We start from the raw sequence: 15,522 nt of genomic DNA on the forward strand, positions 1-15,522 counted from the left end.
CCAGCCTATCGGGCGTCGGGAGCGTGACGCCCTCATTGTCCCAGCCCGGCTGCCGAGATGAGCAACAGCGAACGCCCGAGTAAGCTTTTCCGCAACCTGAACGCCAAGGTCGCATCGATTCCGATGGTTCTCACCGCGCTGGTGGTGTTCGTCGGCGGCACGGCGTGGACGGTGCTCTATTCCTTCACCAATTCGAAGCTGTTGCCGCGGCTCAACTTCGTCGGGCTCGACCAGTATCACCGGCTCTGGTCGACATCGCGCTGGCTGGTATCGATCGAGAACCTTTTGATCTACGGCGTCATCTCGCTGGTGTTCTCGCTGGTCATCGGTTTCCTGCTCGCAGCCCTTCTCGACCAGAAGATCCGCTTCGAGGACACGTTCCGCACCATCTTCCTCTATCCCTTCGCGCTGTCCTTCATCGTCACCGGGCTGGTGTGGCAATGGCTGCTCAACCCGGATTTCGGCGTCCAGCGCGTCGTGCGCGACCTGGGCTGGACGAGCTTCAGCTTCGACCCGCTCTACAATTCCAGCATCGTCATCTACGGCATCTCGATCGCCGCGCTCTGGCAAGGCACGGGGCTCATCATGTGCCTGATGCTCGCCGGCCTGCGCGGCATCGACGAGGACATCTGGAAGGCGGCGAGGGTGGACGGCATCCCGACGTGGAAGACCTATCTCTTCGTCGTCATCCCGATGATGCGGCCGGTCTTCATCACCACGCTGGTGATCATCGCGGCCGGTATCGTCAAGGTCTACGACCTGGTCGTGGCGCAGACCAGCGGCGGCCCCGGCATCGCCTCGGAAGTGCCGGCGAAATATGTCTACGACTACATGTTCTTTGCCCAGAATCTCGGCCAGGGTTTCGCCGCCTCGACCATGATGCTGCTGTCGGTGATGATCGTCATCGTGCCATGGGCCTATCTCGAATTCGGAGGCCGCAAGCGTGGTTGACGTCGCCTCCCTGTCCAGCGGCGCCGAGGCGCTCAGGCGCGATGCCTCCGGCCCGAGCGGGCCGAAGCCGCGGCACGTGCTGTCGCGCCGCAACATCTTCCTCTACGGCACGCTGATCGTCGTGGCGCTCTATTACCTGCTGCCGCTCTACGTCATGGTCGTCACGTCGTTGAAGGGCATGCCGGAAATCCGCCTCGGCAACATCTTCTCGCCGCCGATGGAGATCACCTTCGAACCCTGGGTCAAAGCCTGGGCCACCGCCTGCACCGGACTCAACTGCGACGGGCTCTCGCGCGGCTTCTGGAATTCGGTGCGCATCACAGTGCCGTCGGTGTTGCTCTCGATCGCGATCGCCTCGGTGAACGGCTATGCCCTGGCCAACTGGCGCTTCAAGGGCGCCGACACCTTCTTCATCATCCTGATCGTCGGCGCCTTCATCCCCTATCAGGTGATGATCTATCCGATCGTCATCATCCTGCGCGAGATCGGCATCTACGGCACGTTGACCGGGCTGGTGATCGTGCATTCGATCTTCGGCATGCCGATCCTGACGCTCTTGTTCCGCAACTACTTCACCTCGATGCCGGAGGAGCTGTTCCGCGCCGCGCGCGTCGACGGCGCCGGCTTCTGGGGCATCTATCTGCGCATCATGCTGCCGATGTCGCTGCCGATCTTCGTCGTCGCCATCATCCTGCAGGTGACCGGCATCTGGAACGACTTCCTGTTCGGCGTCGTCTACACGCGCCCCGACACCTACCCGATGACGGTGCAGCTCAACAACATCGTCAACTCGGTCCAGGGGGTGAAGGAATACAACGTCAACATGGCCGCAACCATCCTGACCGGGCTGGTTCCGCTCATCGTCTACTTCATTTCCGGCAAGCTCTTCGTGCGCGGCATTGCCGCCGGCGCGGTGAAAGGATGATGATGGAAGCTGAAATCGCTAGCCCCAGCGTTTCGATCCAGGACCTGTCGCTCAATTTCGGCGCCGTCTCGGTGCTGCAGACGCTCAACCTGGATGTCGCCGACGGCGAGTTCATCGTGCTGCTCGGTCCGTCCGGCTGCGGCAAGTCGACCTTGCTCAACTGCATCGCCGGGCTGCTCGACATTTCGGACGGGCGCATCTTCATCAAGGGCAAGAATGTCACCTGGGAGGAACCGAAGGACCGCGGCATCGGCATGGTGTTCCAGTCCTACGCGCTCTATCCGCAGATGACGGTGGAGAGGAACCTTTCCTTCGGCCTGCGCGTCGCCGGCGTGGCGAAGGACGAGATCGCCAAACGCATCGCGCGCGCCGCGGAGATCCTGCAGATCGAGCCGCTGCTGCAAAGGAAGCCCTCGGCGCTGTCCGGCGGCCAGCGCCAGCGCGTGGCGATCGGGCGCGCATTGGTGCGCGACGTCGATGTCTTCCTGTTCGACGAGCCGCTCTCCAACCTCGACGCCAAGCTGCGCTCGGAGCTGCGCGTCGAGATCAAGCTTCTGCATCGCAAGCTCGAGAACACCATGATCTACGTCACCCACGATCAGATCGAGGCGATGACGCTGGCCGACCGTATCGCGGTGATGAAGGGCGGGGTGATCCAGCAACTCGACGCGCCACAGACGATCTACAACCGCCCCGTCAACCGCTTCGTCGCCGGTTTCCTCGGCTCGCCGGCGATGAATTTCATCGACGGCAGGCTAGAGAAAGACAGCGGCGACTGGCACTTTGCCGTCGATGGTTTGCGCATCCCGCTGGCAACCTATGGCTTCGAGAAGGAGCCGACGCCGGGTCCAGCCGTGTTCGGCATCCGGCCCGAGCATGTCGCCTTCAACAGCGGCACGGGCTGGCCCTTCACCGCGACGGCCAATGTCGAGGTCGTCGAGCCGATGGGTTCCGACACGCTGGTGTGGCTGAAGCTCGGTCAACAGAACTTCACCGTGCGCGTCACCTCCGAACGCACGCCGAAAAACGGGGATACGGTCAGCATCGGCTTCGATCCGCTGCGCGCCTCGCTGTTCGACGCTCAAACCGGCAACCGAATTTAACCTCCCAGGACCAACAGAACGGACAGGACAGATGAACTGGTCATTCCAACTCTACAGCGCCCGCAATTTCCAGCCATGGAACGGCGTGGTGAAAATGCTTGGCGAGCTCGGCTACAGCCAAGTCGAAGGCTTTGGCGGCGTCTATGACGACCCGAAGGCCTTCCGCGCCGAGCTCGACAAGAACGGGCTTGCGATGCCGACCGGGCATTTCTCGATCGACGCGCTGGAAAACGATTTCGACGGCGTGCGCAAGATCGCCGACGCGCTCGGCATCACGCTGCTGGTCTGCCCCTATCTGATGCCCGACCAGCGCCCGTCCGACGCCGCCGGCTGGCGCGGCTTCGGCGAACGTCTCGCCAAGGTCGGCGAGACCGCGAAGAAGCTCGGCTACGGCTTTGCCTGGCACAACCACGATTTCGAGTTCAAGGCGCTCGCCGACGGCTCGCTGCCGCAGGATCATATCCTGTCCGCCGCGCCCGACATCGGCTGGGAAATGGATGTCGCCTGGGTGATCCGCGGCGGCGCCGATCCGCTGCCCTGGATCGAAAAGCACGGCAAGCGCATCAGCGCCGTGCATGTCAAGGATATGGCCAAGCCGGGCGAGGGGCTGGACGAGGACGGCTGGTCCGACGTCGGCCACGGCACGATCGACTGGGCGGGCTTGTTCAAGACATTGCGCGCCAAGAGCGCGGCGCAGTATTTCATCATGGAACAGGACAATCCCAACGACATCGAGCGTTATGCCCGTCGCTCGATCGCGGCAGCCAAGAGCTGGCAGGAGTAATCGAAATGGCAGACAAACTTGGCGTCGGCGTCATCGGCTGCGGCAACATCTCGAAGGCGTATTTCTCGTTGGCGCCGCTGTTCCGCGGCATCAAGATGCGCGCCTGCGCGGATATCAACATGGACGCGGCGAAGGCGCGGGCAAAGGAGTTCAAGCTGCGCGCCGAGACGGTCGACGACCTCCTCAAGGACGACGAGATCGACATCATCGTCAACCTGACGATCCCGGCCGTGCATTATGAAGTGTCGAAAGCGGTGCTCGACGCCGGCAAGCACGTCTATTCGGAAAAACCCTTCGTGCTGTCGATTAAGGAAGGGCTCGATCTCAAAAACCGAGCCGAGAAGAAAGGCCTGCGCATCGGCTCGGCGCCGGACACGTTCCTCGGTGGCGCGCACCAGCTGGTGCGCGAGCTGATCGACAGCGGCAAGCTCGGCGCCATCACCAGCGGCACCTGCCATGTGATGGGCCACGGCATGGAGCACTGGCACCCCAACCCGGATTTCTTTTTCCAGCCGGGCGCTGGTCCGGTGCTGGACATCGGGCCGTATTACGTCACCAACCTGATCCAGCTGATCGGGCCGGTGAAGCAGGTCGCGGCCTTCGCCACGACGCCGGCCAAGGAGCGGACGATCTCGTCGAAGCCGCGCGCGGGCGAAAAGATCCCGGTCAACACGCCGACCACCATCCATGCGCTGCTCGAATTCGCCAACGGCGCGGTGATCACGCTCAACACCTCCTGGGACGTCTGGAACCACGGCCACGCGCCGATGGAGCTCTATGGCGAATTGGGCACCGTCTTCGTGCCGGATCCCAATTTCTTCGGCGGCGAAGTGCGCTTCACGGACTCGGCCAAGCCGGTGAAGAAACTGCCGAAATGGAACCACCCGTTCGGCGTGCCGAACGAGACGCATGGCCATGGCATGATGGCCAATTACCGCACCGCCGGCCTTGCCGACATGGCGATCGCGATCGCCGAGGGGCGGCCGCATCGCTGCTCGATGGAGCTGGCGCTGCACGCCGTCGATGTGATGACCGGTATCCTGCGTTCGGGCGAAAGCGGCAAATATGTCGCCATGCAGACGACCTGCGAACGGCCGGCCGCGCTCGGCGTCAAGAACGCGAAGGCGCTGCTGGCGAAGAAAAACTAGATGGCAACCCCTCTCCCCGTTTCGGCGGGGAGAGGGTAAGGGTTGGACAAGCATCGCTTCAATCCGCATTGACGGCGCCCGCGGGCGCCGTGTCGAGCCCGAGGATTTTCCCATGCCCTATGTCGCCGCCGAAAACCGCTACGAGACAATGATCTATAACCGCTGCGGGCGCTCCGGCCTGAAGCTGCCGGCGATCTCGCTCGGGCTGTGGCACAATTTCGGCAACGACACGCCGCACCGGACCAAACAGGCGCTCGTGCGCAAGGCGTTCGACCTCGGCATCACGCATTTCGACCTCGCCAACAATTACGGCCCGCCGCCCGGTTCGGCGGAAACCGCCTTCGGCGAAATCCTGCGCACCGATTTTGCCCCTTACCGCGACGAGCTGATCATCTCGACCAAGGCCGGCTACGAGATGTGGGCCGGTCCGTACGGCGAATGGGGCAGCCGCAAATATGTGCTGGCGAGCCTCGACCAGAGCCTCAAGCGCATGGGGCTCGACTATGTCGACATCTTCTATTCGCACCGTTTCGATCCCGAGACGCCGCTCGAAGAAACGATGGGCGCGCTCGACCACGCGGTGCGCTCGGGCAAGGCGCTCTATGCCGGCATCTCGTCCTACAATTCGCAGCGCACGCGCGAGGCGGCCGACATATTACGGCAGCTCGGCACGCCCTGCCTGATCCACCAGCCGAGCTATTCCATGCTCAACCGCTGGGTCGAGGAGGACGGGCTGCTCGACACGCTGGAGGGGCTCGGCATCGGCTCGATCGTGTTCTCGCCGCTGGCGCAGGGCATGCTGACCGACAAATATCTCGGCGGCATTCCCGAAGGCAGCCGCGCCAGCCAGGGCAAGTCGCTCAAGCCAGCCTTCATCAACGACAAGTCGATCGCCAATATCAATGCGCTCAACGCCATTGCCGGCCGCCGCGGCCAGACGCTGGCGCAGATGGCGCTGGCCTGGGTGCTGCGCAAGGGCCGCGTGACCACGGCGCTGATCGGCGCCAGCCGGCCGGAACAGGTCGAGGATTGCGTCGGGGCGCTCAAGGCGCTGGAGTTCTCCGATGCCGAGCTCGCCGAGATCGACACCTATGCGCGCGAGTCCGACATCAACCTCTGGGCCGCCTCGGCCGAGCGCAAGGGGCCGCCGCGCAAGTAGCGATTAGCCGGCGAACTATCTCCGTCCGCGCAGCTCGGAAGGGGCGCGCTGCGGAAACAGTGGCAAAATCACTCGTTCGTCGCTATCTCAGGGGAATTGAAGTCGTTCGCATGCGAGATTTCGCGCGAGCGTCGGTTGGGCGAACAAGATGACGGCAAGAGATGCGCTGACCAAGAACCAGCTCTGCGTGCTCGAGAAGCTCGAGGCGTCGAGCGGGCCGCTCAGCGCCTATACGCTGCTCGACCAGCTGCGCGAGCGCGGTTTCCGCGCCCCGTTGCAGGTCTATCGCGCGCTCGACACGCTGGTGAAGTCCGGTTTCGTGCACCGGCTGGAAAGCCTCAACTCCTTCGTCGCCTGCGCCGAGCCGCATGACCACAGCCATTCGATGACCGCCTTCGCCATCTGCGACAATTGCGGCCAGGTGACCGAGATGTCCGACCACGACGTCGACCATCGGCTGGACGAATGGGTGCGCTCGACGGGCTTTGCCGCCAAGAAGGCCGTGATCGAGTTTCGCGGTGTTTGCGCCAAGTGTAGGGCCGAGGCTGCCTGAAATATCTGGGCGGCTAAAGAATCGCTGCCCTGCTCCAACTCTTTGTTCTTGCGCGATTCCGGACGGAAAACCGCTGCGCACTTTTCCTGGAATTGCTCTAGCGCGCCGTCGACCAGGCGAACCAGATCGCCACCAGCGCCAGCATGGCGGAGAGAACCTTGCGGGCGATGCTCTCGCGGCGCGGATCGTTGAGGAATGGTTCCAAGGTGCCCGCCAAAATCACGATGATCGCATGGATGGCGGTCGCAATGGCGACATAGATGGTCGTCAGCAATGCGGTCTGGGCCAGTGCCGGCCGGTCGGCCTCGATGAATGTCGGAAGCACCGCGATGTAGAAGATCGCTGCTTTCGGGTTAAGCAGGTTGGTGACAAGTCCGCGCCTGAAATACTTGCCGTCCGGCACGCTCTTGGCCGATACCACATCCGTGCCGGCCGTCCAGCCTTCCCAGGCCAGATAGAGAAGAAACAGCGTGCCCGCCCAGCGAAGACCTTCGTAGAGCAGCCTGGAAGCCTGGATCAGCTCGGCGACACCGAAGGCGGCGATGCCACCGATGACGGCGAGCCCCAGCGCAATGCCGGCGACCGTGGCGAAGCCGGCGCGACGGCCGTCATTGGCCGAAACCAGCGCCAGATAGGTCATGTTCGGCCCGGGCGTCAGCTCGATCAGCAGGGCTGCCAGCGCAAAGGAGAGCAATGTGGCCGTCGAGAGCGGCAGCATCTCGCTCACATCAGTGCGCCTCGTCCCAGTTGTTCGCCGCGCGCGCATCGACATGCAGCGGCACCGACATCGAGACCGCCGGCATCGGCGCGTTCTCCATAACCTTGCGCACCACGGGAATCGTCGCTTCGACCTCCGCTTCCACCGTCTCGAAGATCAGTTCGTCATGCACCTGCAACAGCATGCGGGCCGACAGCTTCGCCTTGTCCAGCGCTTCTTCCATATGCACCATGGCGCGGCGGATGATGTCGGCGGCGGTGCCCTGCAGCCTGGCGTTGATCGAGGCGCGCTCGTTGAAGGCGCGGATCGACGGGTTGGACGACCTTATCTCCGGATAGTGGATGCGGCGGCCGAAGATGGTTTCGACGAAGCCGTGCTCGCGCGCATAGGCCTTGGTTTCCTCGATATAGTCGCGGATGCCCGGGAAACGCTCGAAATAGCGCTTGATGTAGGCGCTCGCCTCGTCGCGCGGGATCGACAGCTGGTTGGCGAGGCCGAAGGCCGAGATGCCGTAGATGATGCCGAAATTGATCGCCTTGGCGCGGCGGCGCACTTCCGACGGCATGCCCTCGACCGGCACGTTGAACATCTCCGACGCGGTGATGGCATGGATGTCGGCGCCGTCGGCGAAAGCCTGCTTGAGCTGCGGGATCTCGGCGACATGGGCGAGCACGCGCAACTCGATCTGGCTGTAATCGGCCGAGACCAGCTTGTGGCCCTTTTCGGCGATGAAGGCGGTCCTGATCTTGCGGCCTTCGGCCGTGCGCACCGGAATGTTCTGCAGATTGGGATCGGAGGACGACAGCCGCCCGGTCGTGGTCGCGGCGAGCGCGTATGAGGTGTGGACGCGTTTGGTGCTTGGATTGATGAAGCCCGGCAGCGCGTCGGTATAGGTCGATTTCAGCTTGGTCAGCTGGCGCCAGTCGACGATCTTGCGCGGCAGCTCGTGGCCTTCGGCGGCGAGGTCTTCCAACAGCTGCGCCGAGGTCGACCATTGGCCGGTCTTGGTCTTCGAGCCGCCCGGCAGGCCCATCTTGCCGAACAATATGTCGCCGAGCTGCTTCGGCGAGCCGATGTTGATGCGCTCGCCGACGAGCCCGTAGATCTCTTCCTCGGCGCGGGCAGCGCCCTGCGCCAATTCGCCCGAAAGTCGCGACAGGATCTGGCGATCGACCGAAATGCCGCGCTGCTCCATGCGGGCCAGCACGGGCACCAGCGGCCGTTCCAGCCGTTCGTAGACGGAAACCAGCCCCTTGGCCGCGAGCCTCGGCTTCAGCACCTGCCACAGCTGCAGCGCCAGGTCGGCTTGCTCGGCAGCATATTTCGTCGCACGCTCGATATCGACCTGGTCGAAGCCGATGGCGTTCTTGCCCGAACCGGCGAGTTCCTTTTTCACCGCCGGCGCGTGGCCGAGCCACTTTTCCGAAAGCGAGGCGAGATCGTGGCCGCCGGAGGTGCCGGCGTCGAGCACGTAGGAGATCAGCATCGTGTCGTCGAACGGCCCGACCTCGATGCCGTGCCGGCTCATCACGACGATGTCGTATTTCATATCCTGCACGATTTTCAGGACCGAACGGTCCTCGAGCAGCGGCTTGAGCAGCGCCAGCGCCTCGCGGACCGGGATCTGGTTCTCCAGCATGCCGCCGCCGAGCAGGTCGCCGTTGCCGCTCTTGTGGGCGAGCGGCACATAGGCTGCGCGGCCCGGCGCGATCGCGATCGAAAGGCCGATGAGGTCGGCCTGCATCGGGTCGGACGAGGAGGTCTCGGCGTCCAAAGCAACGACGCCGGCGTCGCGGGCTTCGGCAATCCAGGCCTTGAGCGCCGCCGCATCGCGGATGGCGCCATAGGCCGAGGGGTCGATCTTGCGCGAGGTCGCCTGTTCCAGCCGCAGCGCCGAGAGGAGCGATGGGGTATCGCCCTGCGGCGGCGCGTCCTCGCCCCTTATGGCAGGTTTCGCGGCGCCGTTCGATTCAGGTGCCGGCTGTCTCGGCGGTGCGCCGGCGCCGACATCGGGACCATGCGCGGTATCGGCGCGCTCGACGGTGACGGCGGAAGCCTGGACATCGCCGATCTCGGTCGCGGTCGCCTCGGCGACGCGTCGCGTCAGGGTGGTGAATTCCATCGTCTTCAGGAAGCCGATCAGCCTAGGCCCGTCCGGATCATGCAGGACCAGGTCGTCAAGCCCTTCCTTCATCGGCACGTCGTTCTTCAGCGTCACCAGCTCGCGCGAGATGCGCGCCTTGTCGGCATTGGCGATGATGGTCTCGCGCCGCTTGTCCTGCTTGATCTCGCCGGCACGCGCCAGCAGCCCGTCGAGGTCTCCGAACTGTTCCAGCAATTGCGCCGCGGTCTTCGGGCCGATGCCGGGCACGCCCGGCACATTGTCGACCGAGTCGCCGGTCAGGGCCTGCAGGTCGATCATCTTCTCGGGCGGCACGCCCCATTTCTCGATCACCTCGGGAATGCCGATCTGGCGGTCCTTCATCGGGTCGTACATGCCGACCGTCGGACCAACCAGTTGCATCAAATCCTTGTCCGACGAGATGATGGTAGCGTCGGCGCCGGCTTCACGAGCGAGCCGAGAATAGGTGGCGATGATGTCGTCGGCCTCGAAGCCTTCCATCTCGATGCAGGGCAGGTTGAAGGCCACGGTCGCCTGGCGGATCAAGCCGAATTGCGGGATCAGGTCTTCCGGCGGCGCCGAACGGTTCGCCTTGTACTCGGGATAGAGCTCGCTGCGGAAGGTTTTCGAGGAATAGTCGAAGATGACGGCGAAATGCGTCGGCACCACACCCACATTGGTATTGCGGGCGTCCTGCACCAGCTTCCAAACCATGTTGCAGAAGCCGAGCACGGCGTTGGTCGGCAGGCCGTCGGATTTGCGGTTGAGCGGCGGCAGCGCGTGATAGGCGCGAAAAATGTAGCCGGAGCCGTCGACGAGGAAGAGGTGATCGCCTTTTTTCATGCCGGCAGGGATAGCGCGGCAGGGCCTCGCGGTCCATGCCAAAGGCGGAGGAACCCACCGGTTCGGGCAACACCCCTGACAGATCCTGTCCGGCAAGACGCGTCGCGCGGAAACGGATTCAGGCGACGCGCTTTGGGTCATTTTTCTTCGTGCATGTCGCTTTCCCAAAACCGCTTCACACTTTTGGGCGACATGCACGGAATCCGCCGCTCACGGGCATGTTACAAAAGTGTAATTTTCATGCCCTTGAATCGCCATGTTCAAAGACCCAAATACACGTCATCGGCAGTTTTCGCCGAAGTCCGGAGTAAGGCCCGTCCCCCGCCTATCCCGGGCAAACTGCGGCAGCCTATCCCCCCTCTCCGGGCTGCCGCATCGTTTCGAGTAGAGACCGCCGTGGTTCCCCCTCCACCACGGCGGTCTTCTTTTATGTTCCGGCAGGCATTCCCGCGCTTGGTCCAACGATCGCGGCTTTTCGTTTCCGGCGCGGACCTTTAGGGTCGGCCCGAAAAATCGAAAGGCCCGCCAATGTCCAGAATCGCCCCTGTCCTCGACCGTCTCGACCAGAATCTCGACCAGAGCCTGGAGCGGCTGTTCGGCCTGCTCGGCATCAAGTCGATTTCCACCGACCCGGCCTTTGCCGCCGACTGCCGCAAGGGCGCGGAATGGCTGGTCGCCGAGCTGAAGTTGATCGGCTTCGATGCCAGTATCCGCGACACGCCCGGACATCCGATGGTGGTGGCGCATCACGAGGGACCGGCAGGCTCCCCGCATGTGCTGTTCTACGGCCACTACGACGTCCAGCCGGTCGATCCGATCGAATTGTGGGAAACCGATCCGTTCGCGCCCTCGATCAAGGAGACCGAGCCTGGACGCAAGGTGATCACCGGCCGCGGCTCGGCCGACGACAAGGGACAGCTGATGACCTTCGTCGAGGCATGCCGCGCCTGGAAGCAGGTGCATGGCAACCTGCCGTGCCGCGTCACCATCCTGTTCGAGGGCGAGGAGGAATCCGGCTCGCCGTCGCTGAAGCCGTTCCTGGAAGCCAACGCCGCCGAGCTGAAGGCGGATTTCGCGCTGGTCTGCGACACCAGCATGTGGAACCGCGAGACGCCGTCGATCTGCGTGTCGCTGCGCGGCATGGTGGGCGAGGAGGTCACCGTCAAGGCGGCCAACCGCGACCTGCATTCGGGCCTGTATGGCGGTCCCGCCGCCAATCCGATCCGCATCCTGGCCAAGGTGCTGGCCGATGTTCACGATAAGGACGGCCACGTCACGATTCCAGGCTTCTATGACGGGGTCGAGGAGACGCCTTCGCAGGTGCTGAAGTCCTGGGAAGGGCTCGGCGAGACGGCCGAGACCTTCCTCCGACCGGTCGGTCTCTCCATTCCGGCCGGCGAAAAGGGCCGCCCGGTGCTCGAGCTCACCTGGGCGCGGCCGACGGCGGAATTCAACGGTATCATCGGCGGCTACACCGGCAAGGGTTTCAAGACGGTGATCGCGGCGGAAGCGTCGGCCAAAGTATCGTTCCGGCTCGTCCACAAGCAGGATCCGAAGAAAATCCGCGCCGCCTTCCAGGCCTTCGTGCGCGAACGCATCCCCGGCGACTGCTCGGTCGAATTCCACCCGCATGGCGGCTCGCCGGCGATCCAGCTTTCCTACGACTCGCCGTTCCTGGCCAAGGCCAAGGACGCCCTGTCCGACGAATGGGAAAAGCAGGCGATCACCACCGGCGGCGGCGGCTCGATTCCCGTGGTCGGCGATTTCCAGACCTATCTCGGCATGGAATCGCTGCTGGTCGGCTTCGGCCTCGACGACGACCGCATCCACTCGCCGAACGAGAAATACGAGCTGACCTCCTTCCACAAGGGGCAGCGGTCCTGGGCGCGAATCCTCGATGCGCTGACACGCTAAACGACAAGTTTTGGTTGATTTTTCACCGGATCGCGGCAAGGACGGGCTTTCTAGTTTTTATACAGCGTCCTTTGCCGCATCCCAAGAGATGCGCGGCGCTGCAGATCGCGATCCGGAGAAGAGAATGACCGCAGACATCCGTTTCCATAAAAACGATTTGCCCGACCTCACCCGCTACAATGTCGGGGCGGTCGCCATCGACACGGAAACGCTGGGGCTCAACCCGCATCGCGACCGACTCTGCGTGGTGCAGATCTCGCCGGGCGACGGCAGCGCCGACGTCATCCAGATCGCGCCTGGCCAGAAGAAGGCGCCGAACCTCGTCAGCCTGCTCAGGAACCGCGCGATCACCAAGCTGTTCCATTACGGCCGCTTCGACATCGCAGTGCTCTACAATGCCTTCGGCGTCATGGCGGAGCCGGTGTTCTGCACCAAGATCGCCTCGCGGCTGACCCGTACCTATACCGACCGCCACGGGCTGAAGGATCTGTGCAACGAGCTGCTCGGCATCGGCCTGTCCAAGGCGCAGCAATCCTCGGACTGGGCGACGGAAACGCTCTCGCCCGAACAGCTCGAATATGCCGCTTCCGACGTGCTCTACCTGCATCGCCTGCGCGAGGTGCTGGCGGCGCGCCTGGCGCGCGAAAACCGCACCAAGGAGGCGGACGCCTGCTTCCGTTTCCTGCCGACGCGCGCCAAGCTGGACCTGATGGGCTGGGCCGAGGAAGACATCTTCGCGCACAGCTGACGGAACCCGGCGCGTCCGGATACGTTCATGCCGGCCTATGGAGGGCCGGTTCGTGGAGGAAGTGAGATGGCAGAGCGCAAACCGATAGAAAGCGCGCCGAAGGACGGCTCGAAGGTCACCATCCTGTGGAAGGACGGCGACGGCGTCGTCAACGAATCCATCGGCCAGTATCGCGACGGCGGCTGGTGGGTCTACACCGACAGCGACACGCAAAAGAAGGTCGACCCGACGAGCTGGCGTCCGGCATCCGAGGACGACGACCAGTAGGCGACCGCCGCCTGCGAGCTTCAAGGCGGGTCTCGACCGAAACAAGGGGGCGCAATGAGGCAGAACACGCTCTATCTCATCATCGGGGCGCTGCTCGCGGTGATCATCGCGCTCGGCATCTATGTCTATCGCGAGCAGACCAAGCCGAAAGGCGTCGAGCTCAAGATCGACGACAAGGGTATTTCGATCCAGCAGAATTGACCACGGTGGCCGGCCGGGACGAGCCGGCGCCGTGAGGGGCTAGACTGACTTTGCGAGACGACATTGCGCCGGGGGGATTTCGGCCGGAAATACAGGGGCTGCGCGGGCTTGCCGTGGCCTTTGTGGTGATCTTCCACATCTGGCCGACAGCGCTTCCCGGCGGTTATGTCGGGGTCGACATCTTCTTCGTTATCTCCGGCTTCCTTATCACCGGGCTGCTCACGCGCATGGCGCTCAGCGACGGCGGCATCTCGCTTGTCGGCTTTTACACGCGCCGGGTCAGGCGGTTGCTGCCGGCGGCGATCGTCGCGCTCTTCGTCACGCTCGCGGGAACGCTGCTGTTCGTATCGGACGCCTGGTGGGAAGAAACCGCCAGGCAGGTGATCGCAAGCGCACTCTACGTGCAGAACTGGCGGCTTGCCGAGCAGGCCGTTGACTATCTCGGCGCCGAGGATGCGCCAAGCCCGGTGCAGCATTTCTGGTCGCTGTCGATCGAGGAGCAGTTCTACATCGTCTGGCCAGTGCTGATGATCGCCGCGCTGTGGTGGGCCAGGCGTCGCGGGTATTCACCGGTGCAAATGCTCACCTTCGTGCTCGGCGCGATCCTGGCGGGCTCGCTCGCGGCTTCCGTCGCTCTCACCCGATCCGATCCGGCATGGGCCTATTTCGTCACCCACACGCGGGTCTGGGAACTGGCCCTTGGCGGCCTGCTGGCGCTGACCCTCGACAGGTTCCAGCCGAGCGGGCGTGCCCGGACGGGGATGGCTGTCGCCGGCATGCTGGCGATGCTTGCGTCGGCGATCCTGTTTACGAGGTCGACCGATTTTCCAGGCTTCAAGGCACTGCTGCCGACGCTCGGCGCGGCCTTGGTCATTGCCGCCGGCAGCATACGCATCGGCCGCTTCCGTGGCCTCGACATCGCCGCGCTGCGCTATATCGGCGATCGCTCCTATTCGATTTATCTGTGGCATTGGCCGCTGATCATTTTCTATGCGGCGCAGCGCGGCGCGATCGGCCTTCTCGATGGCGTTGCGCTGATCATCGCCACCCTGGCCGTTTCCGGCCTCTCCTATCGCTTGGTCGAACAGCCCTATCGCCATTCGCGCTCGTCACTGGCGTGGCGACCGCTGATCGACGGCACGGTTGCGGTGGGGTTGTGCGTGGCGGTGGCGGGCGGACTTGTCTATGCGATCGACCGGCAGCCCATCGATATCAGCCTGATCGGAACGCCGAATTATCCAGGGCCCGCGGCCTTGCTGGCGAACGCCGTCGTCCCCGAGGGCGTCAAGCCGCTGCCTCCCTTGAGCAAGATCGGCAGCGACTTGCCCGTCATTTACAGGTTGAAATGTCATCAGGAGCGGAAGGGCATCGACGCGACCGGTTGCCAGCTCGGGGACCCGACCGGGACGAGGACCATTGTCGTGATGGGCGATTCCCACGCGGCGCAATGGGTGCCGGCGGTCGACAAAATCGCCAAAGACAGAAAATGGAAGCTCGTCACCTTCACCAAGGCGGCATGCCCGGTAACCCGGGTCACCATCCTTAACGACGGCAGGCCGTATGAAGAGTGCGCGCTGTGGCGGGAGAAGGTTGTCGCCGAAATTGAAAAATTGAAGCCCGATTTCGTGATCACCAGCCAGAGCAATTATACCAGCGTTGCGCAGGACGCGATGATCGAGGGGTTGCGCAGCGTCTGGAGCGAGCTCACCGGGCAGGGCGTGCGCGTCGTCGCGATCCGCAATACACCTTTCAGCCTGTTCGATCCGCGCAATTGCCTGGGGACAGATCCCGGCAAATGCGTCAACCCGCGCAGCGAGGTCGAACGGGAAAACATCTATGCGCTCGCCGCCCGGTCCGTGGCGGGGGTGAGCGTGGTCGACATGAACGATGCGCTATGCGGCAAGGAGAGCTGCCCGGCAGTGGTCGGCAACATCGTCGTCTTGCGCGACAACCATCATCTGACGGCAACCTACGCCCTGGCGCTGGCACCCTATCTGGCCAAGGCAGCGGGGCTTTGAGCAACCACTCGCAATGATACGGCGTCGTGCAGGGCGGTCGACCCGACTGCGAAAGATAGCGCGAGACG

General features: G+C 63.7%; 14 protein-coding genes. 12 read left to right on the forward strand and 2 right to left on the reverse strand.

The window, feature by feature from the left end; genetic code table 11:
* Window positions 1–57: 57 nt before the first annotated feature.
* The 7 genes from LB572_RS14385 (at window position 58) to LB572_RS14415 (ending at window position 6,623) form a co-directional block, all read left to right on the forward strand.
* Complete coding sequence (locus LB572_RS14385) at window positions 58–951, forward strand: carbohydrate ABC transporter permease (protein ID WP_224668175.1); 894 nt, start codon at window positions 58–60, stop codon at window positions 949–951.
* Window positions 944–1,876, forward strand: coding sequence for a carbohydrate ABC transporter permease (locus LB572_RS14390; protein ID WP_140803343.1), 933 nt, complete (start codon window positions 944–946; stop codon window positions 1,874–1,876). The genes LB572_RS14385 and LB572_RS14390 overlap by 8 nt, the downstream gene beginning before the upstream one ends.
* 2 nt (window positions 1,877–1,878) lie before the next feature.
* Complete coding sequence (locus tag LB572_RS14395; RefSeq protein WP_224668235.1) at window positions 1,879–2,979, forward strand: ABC transporter ATP-binding protein; 1,101 nt, start codon at window positions 1,879–1,881, stop codon at window positions 2,977–2,979.
* Between the two features lie 31 nt (window positions 2,980–3,010).
* A complete protein-coding gene (locus LB572_RS14400) occupies window positions 3,011–3,763 on the forward strand; it encodes a sugar phosphate isomerase/epimerase family protein (RefSeq protein WP_140803342.1) in 753 nt (250 codons plus the stop codon).
* A gap of 5 nt (window positions 3,764–3,768) precedes the next feature.
* A complete protein-coding gene (locus LB572_RS14405; protein ID WP_224668176.1) occupies window positions 3,769–4,911 on the forward strand; it encodes a Gfo/Idh/MocA family protein in 1,143 nt (380 codons plus the stop codon).
* Window positions 4,912–5,023: 112 nt separating this feature from the next.
* The gene (gene mgrA, locus LB572_RS14410; RefSeq protein ID WP_224668177.1) at window positions 5,024–6,070 is read left to right on the forward strand and encodes an L-glyceraldehyde 3-phosphate reductase; all 1,047 of its coding nucleotides are present in this window, start codon (window positions 5,024–5,026) and stop codon (window positions 6,068–6,070) included.
* A gap of 148 nt (window positions 6,071–6,218) precedes the next feature.
* A complete protein-coding gene (locus tag LB572_RS14415) occupies window positions 6,219–6,623 on the forward strand; it encodes a Fur family transcriptional regulator (protein WP_041003614.1) in 405 nt (134 codons plus the stop codon).
* A gap of 97 nt (window positions 6,624–6,720) precedes the next feature.
* On the opposite strand, the gene LB572_RS14420 is transcribed toward LB572_RS14415, so the two are convergent.
* Together LB572_RS14420 and polA are read right to left on the reverse strand one after the other, a co-directional pair.
* Window positions 6,721–7,341: a LysE family translocator gene (locus LB572_RS14420; protein ID WP_224668236.1), complete on the reverse strand. Its 621-nt coding sequence runs from the start codon at window positions 7,339–7,341 to the stop codon at window positions 6,721–6,723.
* 10 nt (window positions 7,342–7,351) lie between these two features.
* Window positions 7,352–10,306: a DNA polymerase I gene (polA, locus tag LB572_RS14425; RefSeq protein WP_181179342.1), complete on the reverse strand. Its 2,955-nt coding sequence runs from the start codon at window positions 10,304–10,306 to the stop codon at window positions 7,352–7,354.
* Window positions 10,307–10,834: 528 nt separating this feature from the next.
* On the opposite strand from polA, the gene LB572_RS14430 reads away from it, so the two are divergent.
* From LB572_RS14430 to LB572_RS14450, 5 genes are all read left to right on the forward strand, one after another.
* Complete coding sequence (locus LB572_RS14430; RefSeq protein WP_224668178.1) at window positions 10,835–12,220, forward strand: M20/M25/M40 family metallo-hydrolase; 1,386 nt, start codon at window positions 10,835–10,837, stop codon at window positions 12,218–12,220.
* 124 nt (window positions 12,221–12,344) lie between these two features.
* Window positions 12,345–12,968, forward strand: coding sequence for a ribonuclease D (locus LB572_RS14435; RefSeq protein ID WP_140803337.1), 624 nt, complete (start codon window positions 12,345–12,347; stop codon window positions 12,966–12,968).
* Window positions 12,969–13,034: 66 nt separating this feature from the next.
* Window positions 13,035–13,235, forward strand: coding sequence for a hypothetical protein (locus tag LB572_RS14440; protein ID WP_140803336.1), 201 nt, complete (start codon window positions 13,035–13,037; stop codon window positions 13,233–13,235).
* Between the two features lie 54 nt (window positions 13,236–13,289).
* The gene (locus tag LB572_RS14445) at window positions 13,290–13,436 is read left to right on the forward strand and encodes a hypothetical protein (RefSeq protein ID WP_224668179.1); all 147 of its coding nucleotides are present in this window, start codon (window positions 13,290–13,292) and stop codon (window positions 13,434–13,436) included.
* 50 nt (window positions 13,437–13,486) lie between these two features.
* Window positions 13,487–15,454 carry an acyltransferase family protein gene (locus LB572_RS14450; protein ID WP_224668180.1) on the forward strand — a complete coding sequence of 656 codons (1,968 nt, stop codon included), beginning with the start codon at window positions 13,487–13,489 and terminating at the stop codon, window positions 15,452–15,454.
* The last annotated feature ends 68 nt before the right edge of the window (window positions 15,455–15,522 follow it).

This window comes from Mesorhizobium sp. BH1-1-5, from assembly GCF_020165615.1.
Lineage (GTDB): Bacteria > Pseudomonadota > Alphaproteobacteria > Rhizobiales > Rhizobiaceae > Mesorhizobium.

Bases quoted from the DNA above. Each gene is read 5' to 3' on its own strand.
- LB572_RS14440 (WP_140803336.1), top strand. From the start codon at position 13,035: ATGGCAGAGCGCAAACCGATAGAAAGCGCGCCGAAGGACGGCTCGAAG.
- LB572_RS14430 (WP_224668178.1), top strand. From the start codon at position 10,835: ATGTCCAGAATCGCCCCTGTCCTCGACCGTCTCGACCAGAATCTCGAC.
- LB572_RS14435 (WP_140803337.1), top strand. From the start codon at position 12,345: ATGACCGCAGACATCCGTTTCCATAAAAACGATTTGCCCGACCTCACC.
- LB572_RS14405 (WP_224668176.1), top strand. From the start codon at position 3,769: ATGGCAGACAAACTTGGCGTCGGCGTCATCGGCTGCGGCAACATCTCG.
- LB572_RS14420 (WP_224668236.1), bottom strand. From the start codon at position 7,341: ATGCTGCCGCTCTCGACGGCCACATTGCTCTCCTTTGCGCTGGCAGCC.
- LB572_RS14395 (WP_224668235.1), top strand. From the start codon at position 1,879: ATGGAAGCTGAAATCGCTAGCCCCAGCGTTTCGATCCAGGACCTGTCG.
- polA (WP_181179342.1), bottom strand. From the start codon at position 10,306: ATGAAAAAAGGCGATCACCTCTTCCTCGTCGACGGCTCCGGCTACATT.
- LB572_RS14445 (WP_224668179.1), top strand. From the start codon at position 13,290: ATGAGGCAGAACACGCTCTATCTCATCATCGGGGCGCTGCTCGCGGTG.
- LB572_RS14415 (WP_041003614.1), top strand. From the start codon at position 6,219: ATGACGGCAAGAGATGCGCTGACCAAGAACCAGCTCTGCGTGCTCGAG.
- LB572_RS14400 (WP_140803342.1), top strand. From the start codon at position 3,011: ATGAACTGGTCATTCCAACTCTACAGCGCCCGCAATTTCCAGCCATGG.
- mgrA (WP_224668177.1), top strand. From the start codon at position 5,024: ATGCCCTATGTCGCCGCCGAAAACCGCTACGAGACAATGATCTATAAC.
- LB572_RS14385 (WP_224668175.1), top strand. From the start codon at position 58: ATGAGCAACAGCGAACGCCCGAGTAAGCTTTTCCGCAACCTGAACGCC.